A 15624-nucleotide genomic window follows, 5' to 3' on the forward strand; every position below is an offset into this window, starting at 1 on the left:
CGAAGGCCCTCAGTTGTCCTGCGACGCCCAGTCGACCAGCGCGTCGAACGCGGCGCGCGCAGCCCCGGCGTTCTCGCCGTTGGCAATCGCCACCAGCACATAGCGGCGGCCGCTTGCGCCGTGCACATAGCCGGCCACGCCGGCCGCATCGCGCAGCGAGCCGGTCTTCAGGTGGGCCGCGCCGCCCGAGCGCAGCGTGCGCTTCCTGAGCGTGCCGTCCACCCCCATGGCGGGCAGCGAGGACACCAGCTCCGGCATCAGCGGCGAGCGCCAGGCCACCTGCAGCATGCGGCCGAGCGCCGCGGCGCTGATGCGCTCGTCGCGCGACAGGCCCGAGCCGTTGTCGAACACCGGCGGCGCCTCGCCGGTGCCGATGCGCTCGCGCCACCACTGGCCCAGCGCGCTGCGCGAGGCCTCGAAGCTGCCGCGGTTCTTCTGCGTGAGGCCGAGCGTGAGGAACAGCTGCTGCGCCATCACGTTGTTGCTGTACTTGTTGATGTCGCGCACCACCTCCGAAAGCGGCGGCGAGCCGAACTCGAACGCCGGCCTGAGCCCGGCCGGCACGCGGCCGTCGCGCATCTGGCCGCCGACCCGGCCGCCCATCTCGGCCCACATGCCGCCGATGGCGCGCAGGCCGTAGGTGCGCGGATCGGCATAGGCCACGGCCCAGCTCTTCTCGCCGCAGGCGGCCGGCAGGGCGCCCAGGAAGCGGATGCGGTTCGGGTCGCTGAAGTCGGGCTTGATCGCCGCGCGCCAGTCACCGCATTCGCCGGGCGCGAGCGCCACCGTGGGCTGCATCGACACGCTGGCGAGCGGCGGCTCGTAGCTCACGCGCGCCTGCTGGCCGCCGCGCTCGGGCGTGAAGACCATGTTGACCGACTTGAAGTTGACCAGCAGCGCCTCGGGCGAGGCGTTGTAGGGCCGCAGCGGCTCGCCGTCGAAGGCGGCGGGGTCGTTCTCGATCGCGGCGTCGAAGGCGCTGCGGTCCAGCACGATGTCGCCGCTCACGGTGGTGATGCCCAGGCCCTGCACGCGCCGCAGCAGCAGCCAGGCGCGCTCCAGCACCAGCTTGGGATCGCCCTGGCCCTTGATGTAGAGGTTGCCGTTGAGCACGCCGTTGCTCACCGTGCCGTCGGCATAGACCGGCGTGCTCCAGCTGTAGGCCGGCCCGAGCAGGTCGAGCGCGGCGTAGGTGGTGACCAGCTTCATGATCGACGCCGGGTTCACCGGCACCTGTGTGCGCCAGGCCAGGCGCGGCGGGCGCAGGCCGTCGGCATCGGCCACCAGCATCGTCACCGAATCACGCGGCACCTTGGCGCGCGCGAGGGCGGCCTCCACTTCGCCTGGAAAGACCTGCTGTGCAAGGGCGCCCGGAATGGACAGGGCGGCGAAGGAAAGCGCGCAGGCGGTGCGCAGGAAGAAGGAGAGACGACGGAGACGCATCGTGCCGATTATCTCGGCGGAAAAACATGCAGTTGCGCGTGATACAGCAGCATCACGGTCTTGGCGTCGGCAATGCGCCCGTCGGCCACCATGGCCAGCGCCTCGTCGATGCCGAGCTCGAGCACCTCGATGTCCTCGCCCTCCTCGGCCAGGCCGCCGCCGTCGCCGATGCGCATCGACGGCTCGTACTCGGCGATGAAGAAGTGCAGCTTCTCGGTCACCGAACCCGGGCTCATGAAGGCTTCGAAGACCTTCTGCACCGCGCCCAACCGATAGCCCAGTTCTTCTTCCACCTCGGCACGGACGCGTTCCTCGGGTGCCGCGTTGTCGAGCAGGCCGGCGGCCGCCTCGATCAGCAGGTCGCCGTGGCCGTTGACGAAGGCCGGGTAGCGGAACTGCCGCGTCAGCAGCACCGTGCGCTGCGCCAGGTTGCAGGGCAGCAGCGTGGCGCCGTTGCCGCGGTCGTAGGTCTCGCGGTGCATGCGCTGCCACTGGCCGTCGTTGCGCCGCCAGTCGAAGGCGGTGGTCTTGAGCGTGTACCAGTTGTCGGAAAGCAGGGTGACTTCGTGCACCCGGACGCGGTCGTGGAGGGTCGTCATGGGGTGCAGCATATGCGCAAGTTCGTGCAGAAACAAGAAAATTCGTGCAATCCACGGTCCTGCCCGCTACCATCGCCCGATGCTCACCCGCCAGCGCAAGCAACACATCCTTTCGGTCCTGCAGCGCGACGGCAACGTCGTGGCCAAGTCGCTCAGCGAGGAGCTGGCGCTGTCGGAAGACACCATCCGCCGCGACCTGCGCGAACTGGCCGCCGAGGGGCTGCTGCAGCGCGTGCACGGCGGCGCGCTGCCGGTCGCCAGGGCCGAAGCCGATTTCGCGGGCCGGCTGCAGCTCGCAACCGCGGAGAAGGTGGCGATCGGCCGCGCCGCGGCACGGCTGGTGCGGCCGGGGCAGGTGGTCTTCATCGACGGCGGCACCACGGCCGTGCAGATGGCGCGGCACCTGCCGGCCAGCCTGCGCGCTACCGTGGTCACGCACAGCCCGTCGGTGGCGGTCGAGTTGGCGGGCCATGCCGGCATCGAGGTGGTGCTGATCGGCGGGCGCCTGTTCAGGCATTCGATGGTGGCGGTGGGCGCCGCGGCCATGGACGCCATCTCGCGCGTCCACGCCGACACCTGCTTCCTGGGCGTGACCGGCGTGCATGCCGAGGCGGGCCTGACCACCGGCGACGTCGAGGAGGCCGCGATCAAGCGCGCGCTCATGGCCGCCGCGGCCGAGACGGTGGTGCTGGCCTCGTCGGAAAAGATCGGTGCGGCCTCGGCCTGGGTCATCCACCCCGTGTCGGCCGCGACCAGCCTGCTGGTGTCGCCGGAAGCGCCCGCCGCCGCGCTGGCACCGCTGCGCAAGGCCGGGCTCGCCATCCTGCGCAGCGACGGCGGCTGAGCGCGCCGGTCCGCCGCCGATTCGATCCATTCGCCCCTGGCCGGCGCGGCCGCGGCCTGCCCTGGATAATCGGGGGATGCCCGCCCTGCCCCGTTTCTCGCCCCGCACGATCGGCATCGGCGCGGCCGTGGTCACCGTGCTGGTCTGGACCGCCTTCATCGTGATCGCGCGGGCCTCGGCCGCACGCTCGCTCACCCCGCTCGATCTGGCGCTGGCGCGCATCTGCGGCGCGAGCCTGGTGCTGGTGCCCTGGGGCGCCTGGATGGTCATGAAGGGCCAGCGGCAAAAGGACGGCAGCGCGTCGTCGCTGTTCGGGCTTTCGCCGCTGTCGCTGCGCCTCACGGCCGGCGCCGGCATCTTCGGCGGCGTGGCCTATGCCCTGCTGGCCTACAGCGGCTTCTTCTTCGCGCCCGCGGGCCATGCCTCGGTGCTGATGCCCGGCAGCCTGCCGCTGTGGACCACGCTGCTGGCCGCGCTGGTGCTGCGCGACCGCATCACGCCGGGCCGCGCCTTCGGCCTCGCGCTGATCGTGGCCGGCGACCTGGTCGTCGGCGGGCGCAGCCTGCTGCATGCCTTCGAGGGCGGCGAGGTCTGGAAGGGCGACCTGCTCTTCATGGCCGCGGCCTTCTGCTGGGCCTGCTACAGCGTGGTGGCGCGCCGCCACGGGCTGGACGCCGTGCGCGCGACCATCGCCATCACCGTGTTCGCGCTGCTGGCCTATGTTCCGGTCTACGGCCTGCTGGTGGCGGGTGGCGCGGTCGTGAGCCGCATCGGCACCGCGCCCTGGGGCGAGGTGGCGTTCCAGATGCTGTTCCAGGGCGTCGGCTCGGTCGTCATCTCGGGCATCACCTTCACGAAGATGATCCAGTACTTCGGGCCGGTGCGCAGCACCATGATCACGGCCCTGGTGCCCGGCCTCTCGGCCTTCGGCGCGGTGATCTGGCTCGACGAGCCGCTGTACTGGAACCTGATCGCCGGCCTGCTGCTGGTCACGGCCGGCATCCTGTTCGGCGTGCAGAAAACATCGGCCGGCGGGCGCGCGGCTGCGCGGCCCGCCATGCCGGCCACCGCCACGGGATGCCGCGATGCCTAGGCTCCTGGCTTTCGACACCAGCACCGAGCACCTGTCGGTGGCGGTGCGCCACGGCGAGCGCCTGTTCACGCACAGCGGGGCCGGCGGCGCACAGGCGTCGAGCACGCTGATCCCGCTCATCCTGCAACTGCTGGCCGAGGCCGGGCTCGAACTGGCCGCGCTCGACGCCATCGCCTTCGGCCGCGGGCCGGGCTCCTTCACGGGCCTGCGCACCGCCTGCTCGGTGGCGCAGGGCCTGGCCTTCGGCGCCGGCGTGCCGCTGCTGCCGGTCGACACGCTGCTGGCCGTGGCCGAGGAGGCGCGCCATGCCTTCGGCGCACGCCAGGTGGTGGCGGTGCTCGACGCGCGCATGGACCAGCTCTATGCCGCGCGCTACGACTTCGATGGCGGCGGGGCGCTGGGCGGCGCGGACAGCGAGCCGCTGCTGCTCGCGCCCGAGGCGCTCGAAGTGCCCGCCGGCTGGTCCCTTGCCGGCAACGCCTTTGCCGCCTACGGCCCGCGCCTGGCCCCGGCCGCGGCGCGCCACGAGGTGCTGCCGACGGCCACTGCGATGCTCCGTCTGGCGCCCACGCTGCTGGCCGCGGGGCGCACGGTGGACGCGGCACATGCCTGGCCGCTCTATGTTCGCGATAAAGTGGCGCAAACCACCGATGAGCGCGCCGCCATCAAGGCGGCCGCGCTGGCGGGTCCACCTGTTGCCAACCAGTCATGAGCGCCGCGCCGGGCCGCCCCAAGCAAGCTCGCGCCGCAGTGCGAAGCACGAAGGTCATTGAATGAGCGCCGTCCTCCAGCCCGTCGAAGCCCGCCTCGAGCCGCTCACCGTCGAGCGGCTCGATGCCGTCTGCGCGGTCGAGCAGACGGCCTACAGCCATCCGTGGACGCGGGCCAACTTCATCGATTCGATGGCGGTCGGCTACCACTGCCAGTGCCTGCTGGCCCCGGTTTCGCGGCCCGACCTGGGCACGCCGCTCACCAGCCTGGGCGAGACGCTGATCGGCTACTTCGTCGCCATGAAGGGCGTGGACGAAGTGCACCTGCTCAACATCACCGTGGCGCCGGCCTTCCAACGCCAGGGCTGGGCACCGCTGATGCTCGAGGCGCTGACCGGCTGGTCGCGCGCGCAGGGGGCGCAGTGGCTCTGGCTCGAGGTGCGCCAGAGCAACCGGCGCGCGCTCGACATCTACATGCGCCAGGGTTTCCGCAGCGTCGGCGTGCGCAAGGGCTACTACCCGGCGCATGAGGGCAAGCGCGAGGACGCGGTCGTCATGAGCCTGCGATTGAACGAATCAGGCTCTGCCTGGGGAGCCTTGCGATGAACGCGGTACAGACACTGAAGCTCGACGCCCGCCGGCGCGCGATGCTCGACGAGATGGGCGTGAAGGTCTGGTGGCCGATGCCTGAAGCTGCCGAAGCGGCGCCCGCGGCCCTGGAAGCGGCTGCGGTGGCCGCGCCGCCGCCCGCCGTCCGCGAGCGCGCGCCCTCCGTGGCCGAGGCGCCGGCGGCCCCGGCCGCAAGGCCTGTTGCAGCCGCACCGGCCCCGGCGGCGCGCCCCACCGCGCCCGCACTGCTCGCGCAGGGCGCCGCCGTGCTGGTCGACGCGCCGCGCCGCCTTTATGCCGAGGCCTCGGCCGAGGCCGCCGCCGAAGCGGCGCAAGGCGGCTGGCTGGTGGTGGCCGACATGCCGCCCGAAGCCGACGGCCGCCACGGCGAGCCTTTTGCGGGCGATGCCGGCAAGCTGCTCGACAACATGCTGCGCGCGCTCCAGCTGCACGACGGCAAAACGCCGGTGCACCTGATGCGCACGCACCGCGGCGTGGGCGCCGGCCAGCCCGGCAGCCCGCGTCCGATGGACGAGGCGTTCGCGGAACATGCCGCCGCGCTGGCGCCGAGCCTGGTGCTCGCCATGGGCCCGCTGGCCGCCCAGAGCCTGATGCAGAGCGCCGATCCGCTCGGCAAGCTGCGTGGCCGCGCGGTGCCGCTGCCCTCGGCCAGCGGCGTGCCGGTGGTGGCCACCTACCATCCGGCCTACCTGCTGCGCAACCCGGCCGACAAGGCCCGCGCCTGGGCCGATCTATGCCTGGCGGCCGAGCAGCAAACACCGTCGAATTAGGGGCCGGCGGCCGGGTCCTTAAAATCGGACCCCATGACTTTCCTCGACAAGCTGGCCACCGCACAGCAAACAAACGGTTCGTTGCTCTGCGTGGGGCTCGATCCGGAGCCAGCCAAGTTCCCGGGGCAGCTCAAGGGCGACGCCAGCCGCATCTATGACTTCTGCGCGCGCATCGTCGACGCGACGGCCGGCCTGGTCATCGCCTTCAAGCCGCAGATCGCCTATTTCGCGGCCCACCGCGCCGAAGCCCAGCTCGAACAACTGATGGAGCACATGCGCCGCAACGCGCCCGGCGTGCCCGTGATCCTGGACGCCAAGCGCGGCGACATCGGTTCCACGGCCGAGCAGTACGCCATCGAGGCCTTCGAGCGCTACGGCGCCGACGCCGTGACCCTGTCGCCCTTCATGGGCTTCGACTCGGTGGCGCCCTACCTCAAGCACCAGGGCAAGGGCGCTTTCCTGCTCTGCCGCACCAGCAACCCCGGCGGCTCCGACCTGCAGGGCCAGCGCCTGGCGGACATCGAGGGCCAGCCCTTCCTCTACGAGCACGTCGCCCGGCTGGCGCAGGGCCCGTGGAACCTCAACGGCCAGCTCGGCCTCGTGGTGGGCGCGACCTATCCGGCCGAGATCGAGCGCGTGCGCGAACTCGCACCGACGGTACCGCTGCTGATCCCCGGCGTCGGCGCCCAGGGCGGCGATGCGGTGGCCACGGTGCGCGCGGGCTGGCGCCCCGATGCGCCGATCATCGTGAACTCGTCGCGCGCCATCATCTACGCCTCCTCGGGCGACGACTTTGCCGAGGCGGCCCAAAAGGCCGCACGCACCACGCGCGACGCGCTGGAAGCCGCGAAGCCCTGATCGTCAGGCGCGGCGCAGGCGCGTGAAGGCCTCGAACTCCCAGTTCCGCATGCCCAGCAGCAGCGTGTAGCCCTCGCGGTCCTTCGCGGCCAGCTTCTGGTCGGTCTGGTGCTGCTGCGCAAAGTCCTGCGCCACGCGCTGCAGGCGTTCGAGGAAGGCTGGCGCGAGCGAGCGGCTGATCTGCCCGTGCACCAGCAGCAGGCCCTCGGCCGGGCCGTCGAAGCCGCCCGCGTAGTAGTCGAGCACCACGTTCTCGCGGAAGAACTCCATCACCGGGCCGTGCGGCCGCCAGCGGAAGGTCTTGGCCAGCTTCAGCCGGTAGCGGTTCAGCGGGCGCAGCTCGATGATGCCGATGCGGTCCAGTTGCGCCAGGCAGCCGATGCACTCGGCCTCGCTGATCCGGTAGGCCGCCACGATCTGCTCCAGCGTCCACTGGCTCAGCACGCTGATGGCCACCAGCAGCAGCTTCTTGTCCTTGACCACCGCCTTTTCCTGCTCGTGCGTGAGTTCCTTCAGGAGCGGCTGGGCGTCGGCCACGCGGCGTGCCAGCTCGGCGAAGTCGATCTTGAGCGCGCGGCAGATCGCGTCGACCCGCGACAGCGGCATGTCGCTCTTGGCCAGCATGCGCTTCACGCTGGATTCGGCCATGTCGAGCGAGCGCGCCAGGTCGGCGTAGGTCATGCGGGCGCTCTTGAGTTCGTTCTTGAGGGCTTGGACGAGGTCGACGGTGGTGCTCATGAGGGTGGCGTTGCGGAAGAAGGTATTAGAAAAAGATACCGAAAGGTGTGAATTAGTGCCTCGTATCGATTCTCGATGCCTGTGGAGCGACTGGCAACTAAATTCCGCGGCTCCTGCCATCCACCACCGAGGACCGCCATGCCTTTGCCCACCCTCAGCCGCCGCGAACGCGGACTGCTCTTCACCTTCGCGCTGCTCGCGCTGGTGGCCCTGTTCGGCCCGGCATTGCCGGCGGCCGAGGTGGCCATCGCCTCGGTGTTCGCCGACGACCGCAGCTGGCACGGCCTGCCCAACGCGATGGACGTGCTGAGCAACCTGCCCTTCCTGCTGATCGGCTTCTGGGGCCTGTACCGGCTCAACCGGATCGACCGCGCCCACCAGGAGGCGTTGGCGCAGTTCCCGCTGGCGCCGCCGGCCAACGATCCGCCGGACAACACGCTCGACTGCGCCTGGCTTTTCTTCGCGGGGCTGGTTGCCACTGCCGCGGGATCGGCCTTCTTCCACCTGATGCCCGACGGCGCCCGGCTCGCGGCCGACCGCGCCGGCATGGCGGTGGCTTTTGCGGGGCTGATCGGCATCGCGGTCTGCGAGCGCGTGAGCCAGCGCGCCGGCTGGCCGGCCGCCTGGTTCGTGCTGATGGCCGGGCTGCTGTCGGCCGAGGTGTTCCAGGAAAGCGGCAACGTGCTGCCCTGGGCGATCGTGCAGTTCGGCGGCATGGCGCTGGTGCTCACGCTCGCGCTGGCCACGCCGATGCGCGGCGCGGTCGGGCTCAAGCTGGGCTGGGTGATCTGCTTCTATGCGCTGGCCAAGGTCTTCGAACTGGCGGACCACGCGATCTACGAGGCGACGCAGCAGGTGGTTTCGGGCCACACCCTCAAGCACCTGACCGCATCGCTGGCGGGCCTGCCGGTGCTGGCGGCGCTGCGCAAGCTCGACATGAACTGGCGCGCGACCCTGCTGCGGCACAATCCCGACGCAGCCGCCGCCCTGACGGCATGAGGAGAATTCTTCGAATGACAACCCCCGCCGCTGCTGCCACTGCCGCCACCGCGCCCCACGAGGCGAACGCCCACGCCAACCAGTTCGCGCTTCTCAGGCAGCGGCGCTTCGCGCCCTTCTTCTGGACCCAGTTCGCGGGCGCGGCCAACGACAACCTCTTCAAGTTCGCCTTCACCGTGATGGTGACCTACCAGCTCCAGCTGAGCTGGATGCCGCCGGCCATGGCGGGGCTGGCCATCGGCGCGCTGTTCATACTGCCGTTCCTGCTGTTCTCGGCCACGGCGGGGCAGCTCACCGACAAGTTCGACAAGACGAAGATGATCCGCTTCGTCAAGAACCTCGAGATCGCGATCATGCTGCTCGCGGCCTGGGGCTTCGTGCGCGCCGATGCGGTGGTGCTGCTGGGCTGCGTGTTCCTCATGGGCCTGCATTCCACGCTGTTCGGGCCGGTCAAGTTCGCCTACCTGCCGCAGGTGCTCGACGCGCGCGAGCTCACGGGCGGCAACGGCATGGTCGAGATGGGCACCTTCGTCGCCATCCTGCTCGGCCAGGTGGCGGGCGGGCTGCTGGTGGCGCTGCCGCAGGTCGGCCACGCCACAGTGGCAGTGGCCTGCGTGCTGCTGGCACTGGTCGGGCGCGGCGTGGCGCAGGCCATTCCGCGGGCGCCGGCCACCGACCCGGGCCTGGTGATCAACTGGAACCCGTTCAGCGAGACCTGGCGCAACCTCAAGCTCGCGCACGGCAACATCGTGGTGTTCCGCTCGCTCCTGGGCATCTCGTGGATGTGGTTCTTCGGCGCGGTGTTCCTGAGCCAGTTCCCCAGCTTCGCGAAGGAAGTGCTGCACGGCGACGAGCAGGTGGCCTCGCTGCTGCTGGTGGTGTTCTCGGTGGGCATCGGCGCGGGCTCGCTGCTGTGCGAGACGCTGAGCCGGCGGCAGGTGGAGATCGGCCTGGTGCCGCTGGGCGCCATTGGCATGAGCGTGTTCGCCATCGACCTGTACTTTGCGTCGCGCGCGCTGCCGCCGTCCGCCGGCATGGGGCTGGGCGCCTTCATGGGCCAGGCCGCGCACTGGCGCGTGATGGCCGACCTGGCGCTGCTGTCGCTCTTCGCGGGGCTCTACAGCGTGCCGATGTACGCGCTGATCCAGCTGCGCAGCCAGCCCACGCACCGCGCACGCATCATCGCGGCCAACAACATCCTCAATGCGCTGTTCATGATCGGCAGCTCGGTGATTGCGGGCGCCTTGCTCGGCGCCGGCTTCACGATTCCGCAGATCTTCCTGTTCACGGGCATTGCCAACGCGCTGGTGGCGTTCTACATCTTCATGCTGGTGCCGGAATACCTGCTGCGCTTCATCGCGTGGATGCTGTCGCACTTCGTCTACCGCTTCGAGATCAAGGGCGACGAGCACATTCCCACCGAAGGCGCCGCGGTGCTGGTGTGCAACCACGTGAGCTTCATCGACGCGATATTGCTGATGGCCGCGAGCCCGCGCCCGATCCGCTTCATCATGGACCACCGGATCTTCAAGGTGCCGGTGCTCGGCTGGCTGTTCAAGCTGGCCAAGGCGATTCCGATCGCGCCGCAGAAGGAAGACCCGGCGGCCTACGAAGCGGCCTTTGCCAGGGTGCTGGGCGTGCTGCGCGAAGGCGACCTGCTGGCCATCTTTCCCGAGGGCGCGATCACGCGCGACGGCCAGCTGCAGCCCTTCAAGGGCGGCGTGATGAAGATCATCGAAAGCGCGCGCGCCGAAGGCATCGAGCCGCCGGTGATCCCGATGGCGCTGACCAACCTCTGGGGCTCGTACTTCAGCCGCATCGAGCTGCGCGGCGGCGAGAACGTGGCCATGGCCAAGCCCTTCCGCCGCGGCTTCTTCAGCCGCGTGGGGCTCAACGTCGGCCATGCCGTGCCGCCGCTCGAGGTGCGGCCCGAGGCGCTGCAGCAGCGCGTGAGCGGACTGCTGGCCGCCTGAGGCGCCAGAAAAGTATCTTTTCGAGATACCAGTAGCGGCTCAAACCGGAACTGGTCGAAGCATTCGAGCCCCGCGGTGCGGGAGCGAACCATCATTCGCTCACCTTCACTACGCCGCGAGGCACGCATGCAAACCTTCCCTTCCACCACCGTTTCGATCCAGCGCGACACGCGGGCCTGGCAGTTCCAGGTCTGGGCTTCGTTCGCGGCCGCCGTGTTCCTGTGCGCCACCGGCCTGAGCTGGCTGCCGGGCGAGGCGCTGGACCGGGCGTTCATGGTGATGGGCTATGTGTTCTGCCTGAGCACCGCCTTCATGCTGGCCAAGTTCGTGCGCGACAGCCAGCAGGCAGGCGCCGGTGGCACAGCTGCGAGCCGCGACGTGCCGATGTGGCGCCTGGTGGTCTGGGGCAGCTTCTTCACCGCGATGGGCCTGACCGGCTGGGGCCTGGTCCGCATGGAGATCAACGACGCCTACAAGGCCTTCCTCGGTGTGAGCTGGCTGTTCCTGATCAGCTCGGCCTTCACGCTGGCCAAGACCCTGCGCGACCGCCACGAAGCCGACCTGATCGACGCGCGCCTGCAGGGCCGCCGCGCCGCCCGCCAGGAAGCCGCTGCCGCCGGCTCGGCCGAATGAGCGCCGCCTTCTTCTTCATCATCCATCCACGAAAGACCGTCATGAAAAAATCCGTTGCTGCGCTTCTGGTTGCCGCCTGCACCGCTTTCGCGGGCGCCGCGCTGCCCTTCCATGCCCAGGCGCAGAGCGAGGCTTCGGCCGCGCTCTCGCTGCTGCCGGTGGCCTCGGTCGTGGGCGCCGCCTCCGCGGTGGGCGCTTCCGCGACGGCCGTGGTTGCGCTGCCCGCCGCACTCTCGGTGGGCGGCTCGATGCTCACGGTGGTGGCGGTCGAGGCCTCGGCCGATGGCACCGTCTATCTGCTGGAGCGTGCCTCGGACGGCGCGCGTGCCAGCGTCAAGGTGATGGGACGCGCGGCCAACGGCGTGTCGGCGGCGGTGGGCACGGGCGTCCTGGTCAGCGTGATCGGCAGCGGCGTCGTGCTGTCGGCCGCGGGCGAGGTGCTGGCCTTCGTGCCCAATGCCATCGGCCGCGCGCTGCTGCACAACGAGAGGCTGTCGTGAAGCGCGCGGTCTTTCCTGCGCTCCTGCTCGCGCTCGCTGTGGCGCTGCCGCTGCAGGCGCAGGCCGGCCGCTCCTGCGAGCAGGCCAGGCCGACCGCCGAACTGATCGTCAAGGGCATGCAGATGGCGGAGCGCACCTCGCAGCAGCTCGATGCCAGCGGCGCGCGTGTCGTGCTGCTGGCGCGCGCCGGGCAGGACCTGGGCAAGTACGGCCTGCGCTATTCGCACCTGGGCATCGCCTACAAGAGCGACGAGGGTCCGTGGCGCGTGGTGCACAAGCTCAACCAGTGCGGCAGCGCCGTGGCCGCGGTCTACCGGCAGGGGCTTGGCGAGTTCTTCCTCGACGACCTGTGGCGCTACGAAGCCGCCTGGGTCGTGCCCACGCCCGCCGTGCAGGCGCAGCTGCTGGCCGCGCTCCGCGAGTCGCCTGCGCGCATCGTGCGGCTGAACATCGCGCCCTACAGCATCGTGAGCTACGCCTGGGGGCAGAAGTACCAGCAGTCGAACCAGTGGGCCATCGAGACGCTGGCCGCGGCGATGGAGCCCGCCACCATCAACAGCCGCGCACAGGCGCAGGCATGGATGCAGTTCAAGGGCTACGAGCCGACCACGCTCAGGCTCGGCCCGCTCACGCGGCTGGGTGGCCGCGTGGGCTCGGCCAACGTGGCTTTCGACGACCATCCGAACGAGAAGCGGTTCTCGGACCGCATCGAGACCGTGACGGTCGACTCGGTGTTCGCATGGATGCCCCGCGCGGGGCTCGGCGCGGCGCCGGTGGCGTTCAAGCTGCCATAAGAAATCTCTCTCTCCTACCGAAAGAATGAAATGAGCAAGTCACTGCGTCTGTCCGAAAAATGGTTTCGCCGCGGGCTCTGGCTCGTGGCGCTGGCGTTCGCGAGCTTTTTGATCGGGCTCGGCGGCGCCGTCGTGGACGACCTGCCGCGGGTCGAGCGGGCGCTCGAGCTCGACGACTTCATCGACCGCCCCGCGGCCGAGCCGCTGCGCAGCACCATCAAGGTGTCGGAGGCGGCCGAGCTGCAGGCGACGCGGCAGCTGGAGCAGGTCCGCCTGCAGCAGAGCGCCGCGCGGCAGGCCAGCGCCAACGCGCGCGAGACCTTCGGCAACTGGATCGCCACGCGGCGCGCCACCGCGCAGCCCGACCAGGACACGGAGCTGATCGCACGCACCAAGCAGCTCGATGCCTTCAAGCAGAAGGAGGACGAGGTCCAGCGCCTGGTGAATGCGCAGCAGCAGGCCGTGCTCGACGCGCGCCAGGCCGAGCAGCGCGCCCGGGAGGCGCTGTCGCTGCTGGAGCGCGATGCGCGGGAAAAGCTCAACGCCGAGTACCGCCGCGTCGAACTGCGCGTGTTCGCCTACCGCCTGGCGCTCACGCTGCCGCTGCTGGTCGTGGCCGGCTGGCTGTTCGCAAAGAAGCGCAAAAGCACCTACTGGCCCTTTGTCTGGGGCTTCATCTTCTTTGCGCTGTTCGCCTTCTTCGTCGAGCTGGTGCCGTACCTGCCAAGCTACGGCGGCTATGTGCGCTACGTGGTGGGCATTGTGGTCACAGTGCTCGTGGGGCGCTATGCGATCGTGGCGCTCAACGCCTACCTCGCGCGCCAGAAGCTCGCCGAGCAGCAGCCCGACCAGGTGCGCCGCGAGGAGCTCAGCTACGACGTCGCGCTCGCGCGGCTCGGCAAGGGCGTGTGCCCCGGCTGCGAGCGCCCGGTGGACCTGAAGAACGGCGAGATCGACTTCTGCCCGCACTGCGGCATCGGCCTGTTCGACCACTGCGGCCAGTGCGAAACGCGCAAGAGCGCGTTCTCGAAGTTCTGCCATGCCTGCGGGACCTCCGCGGCCGCAATGCAGGCGCCGCACACACCTGTGACCGGCACTGCGCAATCGGTCACGCTGGGCGCGCCGGTTCAGCCGGCCACGTAGCGAAAGCGCCGCACGGTCGTGCTACAACCCCGGGCTGCGTCACGCAACGCCGTGCCGCGGGTTTTCCCATTCACATTGACGGAGCACACCCATGAGCATTTTCGGCAAGATTTTTTCCAAGATTTTTCCGTCGGCCAACGCCGCTGAAGTCGTCGCCGCACCGCCGGCGGCTGCACCCGGCGCGCCGGCCGCTGTTGCACCGCCGCCTGCGATCCCACTGGGCGACGTGCCCGCCGTCCTGGACGCGATGCCTGGTGCCGCCGGCCTGAACTGGCGCACCTCGATCGTCGACCTGCTCAAATTGCTGGGCCTGGACAGCAGCCTCGCCGCGCGCAAGGAACTGGCCAGCGAAATTCTCTACAGCAACGGCGAACCGGGTTCGGCCGAATGGAACATCGGCCTGCACAAGCAGGTGATGACTCGCATCGCCGCCAATGGCGGCACGCTGCCAGCCGAACTGCGCGACTAAATAAAGGCGGCTTCTGCCGAAAAAGGAATTTCCAGGAACACCGCGGAACCGGCTTCGCCGGGCCGCTGGTGTTGCCCCCGGTAGGGGGTTGGCGTAGCGACACGAAGTGCGCGAAGACTGGGGGCGAGCCTATTTATGTCCAGCCGGCATCCACCACGTAGTCCTGCGCGGTGCACATCTTCGAATCGTCGGCCGCCAGGAACAGCGCCATCGCGGCGATGTCTTCCGCCATCACGCGCCCCGGCAGGCATTGCGCCGCATCGATCTCCGCGGCCGACTCGGGCTTGACCCACAGCTTGATCTGCCGCTCGGTCATCACCCAGCCCGGCACGATCGAATTGACGCGGATGTTCTCTTTGCCCAGGTCGCGCGCCAGCGAGCGCGTGAGGCCGCGCGCGGCCGCCTTGCAGGCCTGGTAGACCGGGTAGCCGCGGCCCTTGATCATCCAGCTGATCGAGCCGAAGTTGATGATCGAGCCGCCGCCCAGCGCGCGCATGTCGTCGGCCACGGCCTGCGCGGCAAAGAACTGGTGCTTGAAGTTGACGGCCACGAGGCGGTCGAAGTCTTCGCTCGTGACCTCGGCCATCTCGTGGCGCCGGTCGTTGGCGGCATTGTTGAGCAGCACGCCGATCGGGCCGAATTGCGCGCGCACCGCGGCAATGGTGGCCGCGAGCGCCGCCGTGTCGGTCACGTCGCATTCGCGGAACAGCGCGGGCGTGTCGCCCTGCAGTTGCGCCGCGAGCGCGGTGCCGGCGGCCGTGTCGAGGTCGCAGAAGCCGACCTTCGCGCCCTGCGCATGGAAGGCCCGCACCAGCGCCTCGCCGATGCCGCTCGCACCGCCGGAGATGAAGACGGTGCGGCCGGCCAGCGAGGGATAGCGGGCGGTGTAGGACGAAAGTGGTGAGGCGTCGGTGGTCATGTGAGTGCAGCAACGGCGATGGACACGGGCGGCAAGCGTACCGGATGGGCGTGCCCCTGCCGCGCGAGGGGCCGCCGGCCGGCGTATGGCTTACGGCGAATGGCCGGCGCGGCCGTGCGTGGCTACGCTCCTTCTCCATGACGACGAACACGCTTTTCCGCCGCACCCTTCTTGGGTTGGCGCTTCTTCCCGCCGCGCTGGCGGTGCGCCCGGTGCGCGCCCAGGCGGCGGCCTCCATGCAGCTCTTCAAGGTGGTCTCGCCGCGCGACGAGGTGATCGTGGGCGCCGATGCGGCGCAGCTGGGCCCGGGTTCCAACCCGGCCGTGGAGCGGCTGGCGGCTCAGCTCGCGGCCAAGGGCCAGCTCACGCTGTGGCAGTACGCCTCGCACAAGGACGCGGGCGGCGCGCTGGTGCAGGCGCCGCTCAAACAGATCGTGGTGTTCAGGAACGAGCTGCTGCGCATCGAGCCCTACGCCACGCCGCTCGCCATACAGCCGCCGAAGTAGCCC

At 70.0% G+C, this 15624-nt stretch carries 18 protein-coding genes; 14 read left to right on the forward strand and 4 right to left on the reverse strand.

Features of this window, described 5'->3' with window-relative positions:
* Nucleotides 1–9: 9 nt before the first annotated feature.
* Both dacB and AC1DMS_RS18070 read right to left on the reverse strand, forming a co-directional pair.
* A complete protein-coding gene (gene dacB, locus AC1DMS_RS18065; protein WP_478181558.1) occupies nucleotides 10–1443 on the reverse strand; it encodes a D-alanyl-D-alanine carboxypeptidase/D-alanyl-D-alanine endopeptidase in 1434 nt (477 codons plus the stop codon).
* An 8-nt stretch (nucleotides 1444–1451) separates the two neighbouring features.
* Nucleotides 1452–2042, reverse strand: coding sequence for an NUDIX hydrolase (locus AC1DMS_RS18070; RefSeq protein ID WP_412512029.1), 591 nt, complete (start codon nucleotides 2040–2042; stop codon nucleotides 1452–1454).
* Nucleotides 2043–2121: 79 nt separating this feature from the next.
* Between AC1DMS_RS18070 and AC1DMS_RS18075 the strand changes: the two genes are divergently transcribed.
* The 6 genes from AC1DMS_RS18075 to pyrF all read left to right on the forward strand — a co-directional run bounded on the left by AC1DMS_RS18075 (nucleotide 2122) and on the right by pyrF (nucleotide 6947).
* Nucleotides 2122–2886: a DeoR/GlpR family DNA-binding transcription regulator gene (locus tag AC1DMS_RS18075; protein ID WP_018905199.1), complete on the forward strand. Its 765-nt coding sequence runs from the start codon at nucleotides 2122–2124 to the stop codon at nucleotides 2884–2886.
* Nucleotides 2887–2962: 76 nt separating this feature from the next.
* Entirely contained in the window at nucleotides 2963–3979 is a 1017-nt protein-coding gene (locus AC1DMS_RS18080; protein WP_436301010.1) for a DMT family transporter, read from the forward strand.
* A complete protein-coding gene (gene tsaB, locus AC1DMS_RS18085) occupies nucleotides 3972–4691 on the forward strand; it encodes a tRNA (adenosine(37)-N6)-threonylcarbamoyltransferase complex dimerization subunit type 1 TsaB (protein ID WP_478181559.1) in 720 nt (239 codons plus the stop codon). The genes AC1DMS_RS18080 and tsaB overlap by 8 nt, the downstream gene beginning before the upstream one ends.
* Before the next feature lie 61 nt (nucleotides 4692–4752).
* Complete coding sequence (gene rimI / locus AC1DMS_RS18090) at nucleotides 4753–5295, forward strand: ribosomal protein S18-alanine N-acetyltransferase (RefSeq protein ID WP_015867823.1); 543 nt, start codon at nucleotides 4753–4755, stop codon at nucleotides 5293–5295.
* Nucleotides 5292–6089, forward strand: coding sequence for a uracil-DNA glycosylase family protein (locus AC1DMS_RS18095; RefSeq protein WP_478181560.1), 798 nt, complete (start codon nucleotides 5292–5294; stop codon nucleotides 6087–6089). The genes rimI and AC1DMS_RS18095 overlap by 4 nt, the downstream gene beginning before the upstream one ends.
* Before the next feature lie 33 nt (nucleotides 6090–6122).
* Entirely contained in the window at nucleotides 6123–6947 is an 825-nt protein-coding gene (pyrF, locus tag AC1DMS_RS18100) for an orotidine-5'-phosphate decarboxylase (protein ID WP_018905195.1), read from the forward strand.
* 3 nt (nucleotides 6948–6950) lie between these two features.
* Here the strand turns inward: pyrF and AC1DMS_RS18105 are convergent, their stop codons facing one another.
* Nucleotides 6951–7685: a helix-turn-helix domain-containing protein gene (locus AC1DMS_RS18105; RefSeq protein ID WP_015867820.1), complete on the reverse strand. Its 735-nt coding sequence runs from the start codon at nucleotides 7683–7685 to the stop codon at nucleotides 6951–6953.
* A gap of 138 nt (nucleotides 7686–7823) precedes the next feature.
* Here AC1DMS_RS18105 and AC1DMS_RS18110 point away from each other — a divergent pair, with 138 nt between their 5' ends.
* The 7 genes from AC1DMS_RS18110 to AC1DMS_RS18140 all read left to right on the forward strand — a co-directional run bounded on the left by AC1DMS_RS18110 (nucleotide 7824) and on the right by AC1DMS_RS18140 (nucleotide 14196).
* Nucleotides 7824–8684, forward strand: coding sequence for a hypothetical protein (locus AC1DMS_RS18110; RefSeq protein WP_436301006.1), 861 nt, complete (start codon nucleotides 7824–7826; stop codon nucleotides 8682–8684).
* 14 nt (nucleotides 8685–8698) lie between these two features.
* Nucleotides 8699–10657: an MFS transporter gene (locus AC1DMS_RS18115; protein ID WP_478181561.1), complete on the forward strand. Its 1959-nt coding sequence runs from the start codon at nucleotides 8699–8701 to the stop codon at nucleotides 10655–10657.
* 126 nt (nucleotides 10658–10783) lie between these two features.
* Complete coding sequence (locus tag AC1DMS_RS18120) at nucleotides 10784–11290, forward strand: YiaA/YiaB family inner membrane protein (RefSeq protein ID WP_478181562.1); 507 nt, start codon at nucleotides 10784–10786, stop codon at nucleotides 11288–11290.
* 41 nt (nucleotides 11291–11331) lie between these two features.
* Entirely contained in the window at nucleotides 11332–11790 is a 459-nt protein-coding gene (locus tag AC1DMS_RS18125) for a hypothetical protein (RefSeq protein ID WP_155736567.1), read from the forward strand.
* Nucleotides 11787–12584, forward strand: coding sequence for a DUF2145 domain-containing protein (locus tag AC1DMS_RS18130; protein WP_478181563.1), 798 nt, complete (start codon nucleotides 11787–11789; stop codon nucleotides 12582–12584). The genes AC1DMS_RS18125 and AC1DMS_RS18130 overlap by 4 nt, the downstream gene beginning before the upstream one ends.
* Nucleotides 12585–12614: 30 nt before the next feature.
* On the forward strand, nucleotides 12615–13727 hold the full coding sequence (locus tag AC1DMS_RS18135) for a serine endopeptidase (protein WP_478181564.1): 1113 nt from the start codon (nucleotides 12615–12617) through the stop codon (nucleotides 13725–13727).
* A 91-nt stretch (nucleotides 13728–13818) separates the two neighbouring features.
* Nucleotides 13819–14196 carry a DUF3597 domain-containing protein gene (locus tag AC1DMS_RS18140; protein ID WP_015867813.1) on the forward strand — a complete coding sequence of 126 codons (378 nt, stop codon included), beginning with the start codon at nucleotides 13819–13821 and terminating at the stop codon, nucleotides 14194–14196.
* Between the two features lie 133 nt (nucleotides 14197–14329).
* On the opposite strand, the gene AC1DMS_RS18145 is transcribed toward AC1DMS_RS18140, so the two are convergent.
* The gene (locus AC1DMS_RS18145; protein WP_278877104.1) at nucleotides 14330–15115 is read right to left on the reverse strand and encodes an SDR family NAD(P)-dependent oxidoreductase; all 786 of its coding nucleotides are present in this window, start codon (nucleotides 15113–15115) and stop codon (nucleotides 14330–14332) included.
* A 137-nt stretch (nucleotides 15116–15252) separates the two neighbouring features.
* On the opposite strand from AC1DMS_RS18145, the gene AC1DMS_RS18150 reads away from it, so the two are divergent.
* A complete protein-coding gene (locus tag AC1DMS_RS18150; protein WP_478181565.1) occupies nucleotides 15253–15621 on the forward strand; it encodes a hypothetical protein in 369 nt (122 codons plus the stop codon).
* Nucleotides 15622–15624 lie beyond the last annotated feature (3 nt).

Source organism: Variovorax sp. 05T418 (genome assembly GCF_056396385.1).

Bases quoted from the DNA above. Each gene is read 5' to 3' on its own strand.
- dacB (WP_478181558.1), bottom strand. From the start codon at position 1,443: ATGCGTCTCCGTCGTCTCTCCTTCTTCCTGCGCACCGCCTGCGCGCTT.
- AC1DMS_RS18070 (WP_412512029.1), bottom strand. From the start codon at position 2,042: ATGACGACCCTCCACGACCGCGTCCGGGTGCACGAAGTCACCCTGCTT.
- AC1DMS_RS18075 (WP_018905199.1), top strand. From the start codon at position 2,122: ATGCTCACCCGCCAGCGCAAGCAACACATCCTTTCGGTCCTGCAGCGC.
- AC1DMS_RS18080 (WP_436301010.1), top strand. From the start codon at position 2,963: ATGCCCGCCCTGCCCCGTTTCTCGCCCCGCACGATCGGCATCGGCGCG.
- tsaB (WP_478181559.1), top strand. From the start codon at position 3,972: ATGCCTAGGCTCCTGGCTTTCGACACCAGCACCGAGCACCTGTCGGTG.
- rimI (WP_015867823.1), top strand. From the start codon at position 4,753: ATGAGCGCCGTCCTCCAGCCCGTCGAAGCCCGCCTCGAGCCGCTCACC.
- AC1DMS_RS18095 (WP_478181560.1), top strand. From the start codon at position 5,292: ATGAACGCGGTACAGACACTGAAGCTCGACGCCCGCCGGCGCGCGATG.
- pyrF (WP_018905195.1), top strand. From the start codon at position 6,123: ATGACTTTCCTCGACAAGCTGGCCACCGCACAGCAAACAAACGGTTCG.
- AC1DMS_RS18105 (WP_015867820.1), bottom strand. From the start codon at position 7,685: ATGAGCACCACCGTCGACCTCGTCCAAGCCCTCAAGAACGAACTCAAG.
- AC1DMS_RS18110 (WP_436301006.1), top strand. From the start codon at position 7,824: ATGCCTTTGCCCACCCTCAGCCGCCGCGAACGCGGACTGCTCTTCACC.
- AC1DMS_RS18115 (WP_478181561.1), top strand. From the start codon at position 8,699: ATGACAACCCCCGCCGCTGCTGCCACTGCCGCCACCGCGCCCCACGAG.
- AC1DMS_RS18120 (WP_478181562.1), top strand. From the start codon at position 10,784: ATGCAAACCTTCCCTTCCACCACCGTTTCGATCCAGCGCGACACGCGG.
- AC1DMS_RS18125 (WP_155736567.1), top strand. From the start codon at position 11,332: ATGAAAAAATCCGTTGCTGCGCTTCTGGTTGCCGCCTGCACCGCTTTC.
- AC1DMS_RS18135 (WP_478181564.1), top strand. From the start codon at position 12,615: ATGAGCAAGTCACTGCGTCTGTCCGAAAAATGGTTTCGCCGCGGGCTC.
- AC1DMS_RS18140 (WP_015867813.1), top strand. From the start codon at position 13,819: ATGAGCATTTTCGGCAAGATTTTTTCCAAGATTTTTCCGTCGGCCAAC.
- AC1DMS_RS18145 (WP_278877104.1), bottom strand. From the start codon at position 15,115: ATGACCACCGACGCCTCACCACTTTCGTCCTACACCGCCCGCTATCCC.
- AC1DMS_RS18150 (WP_478181565.1), top strand. From the start codon at position 15,253: ATGACGACGAACACGCTTTTCCGCCGCACCCTTCTTGGGTTGGCGCTT.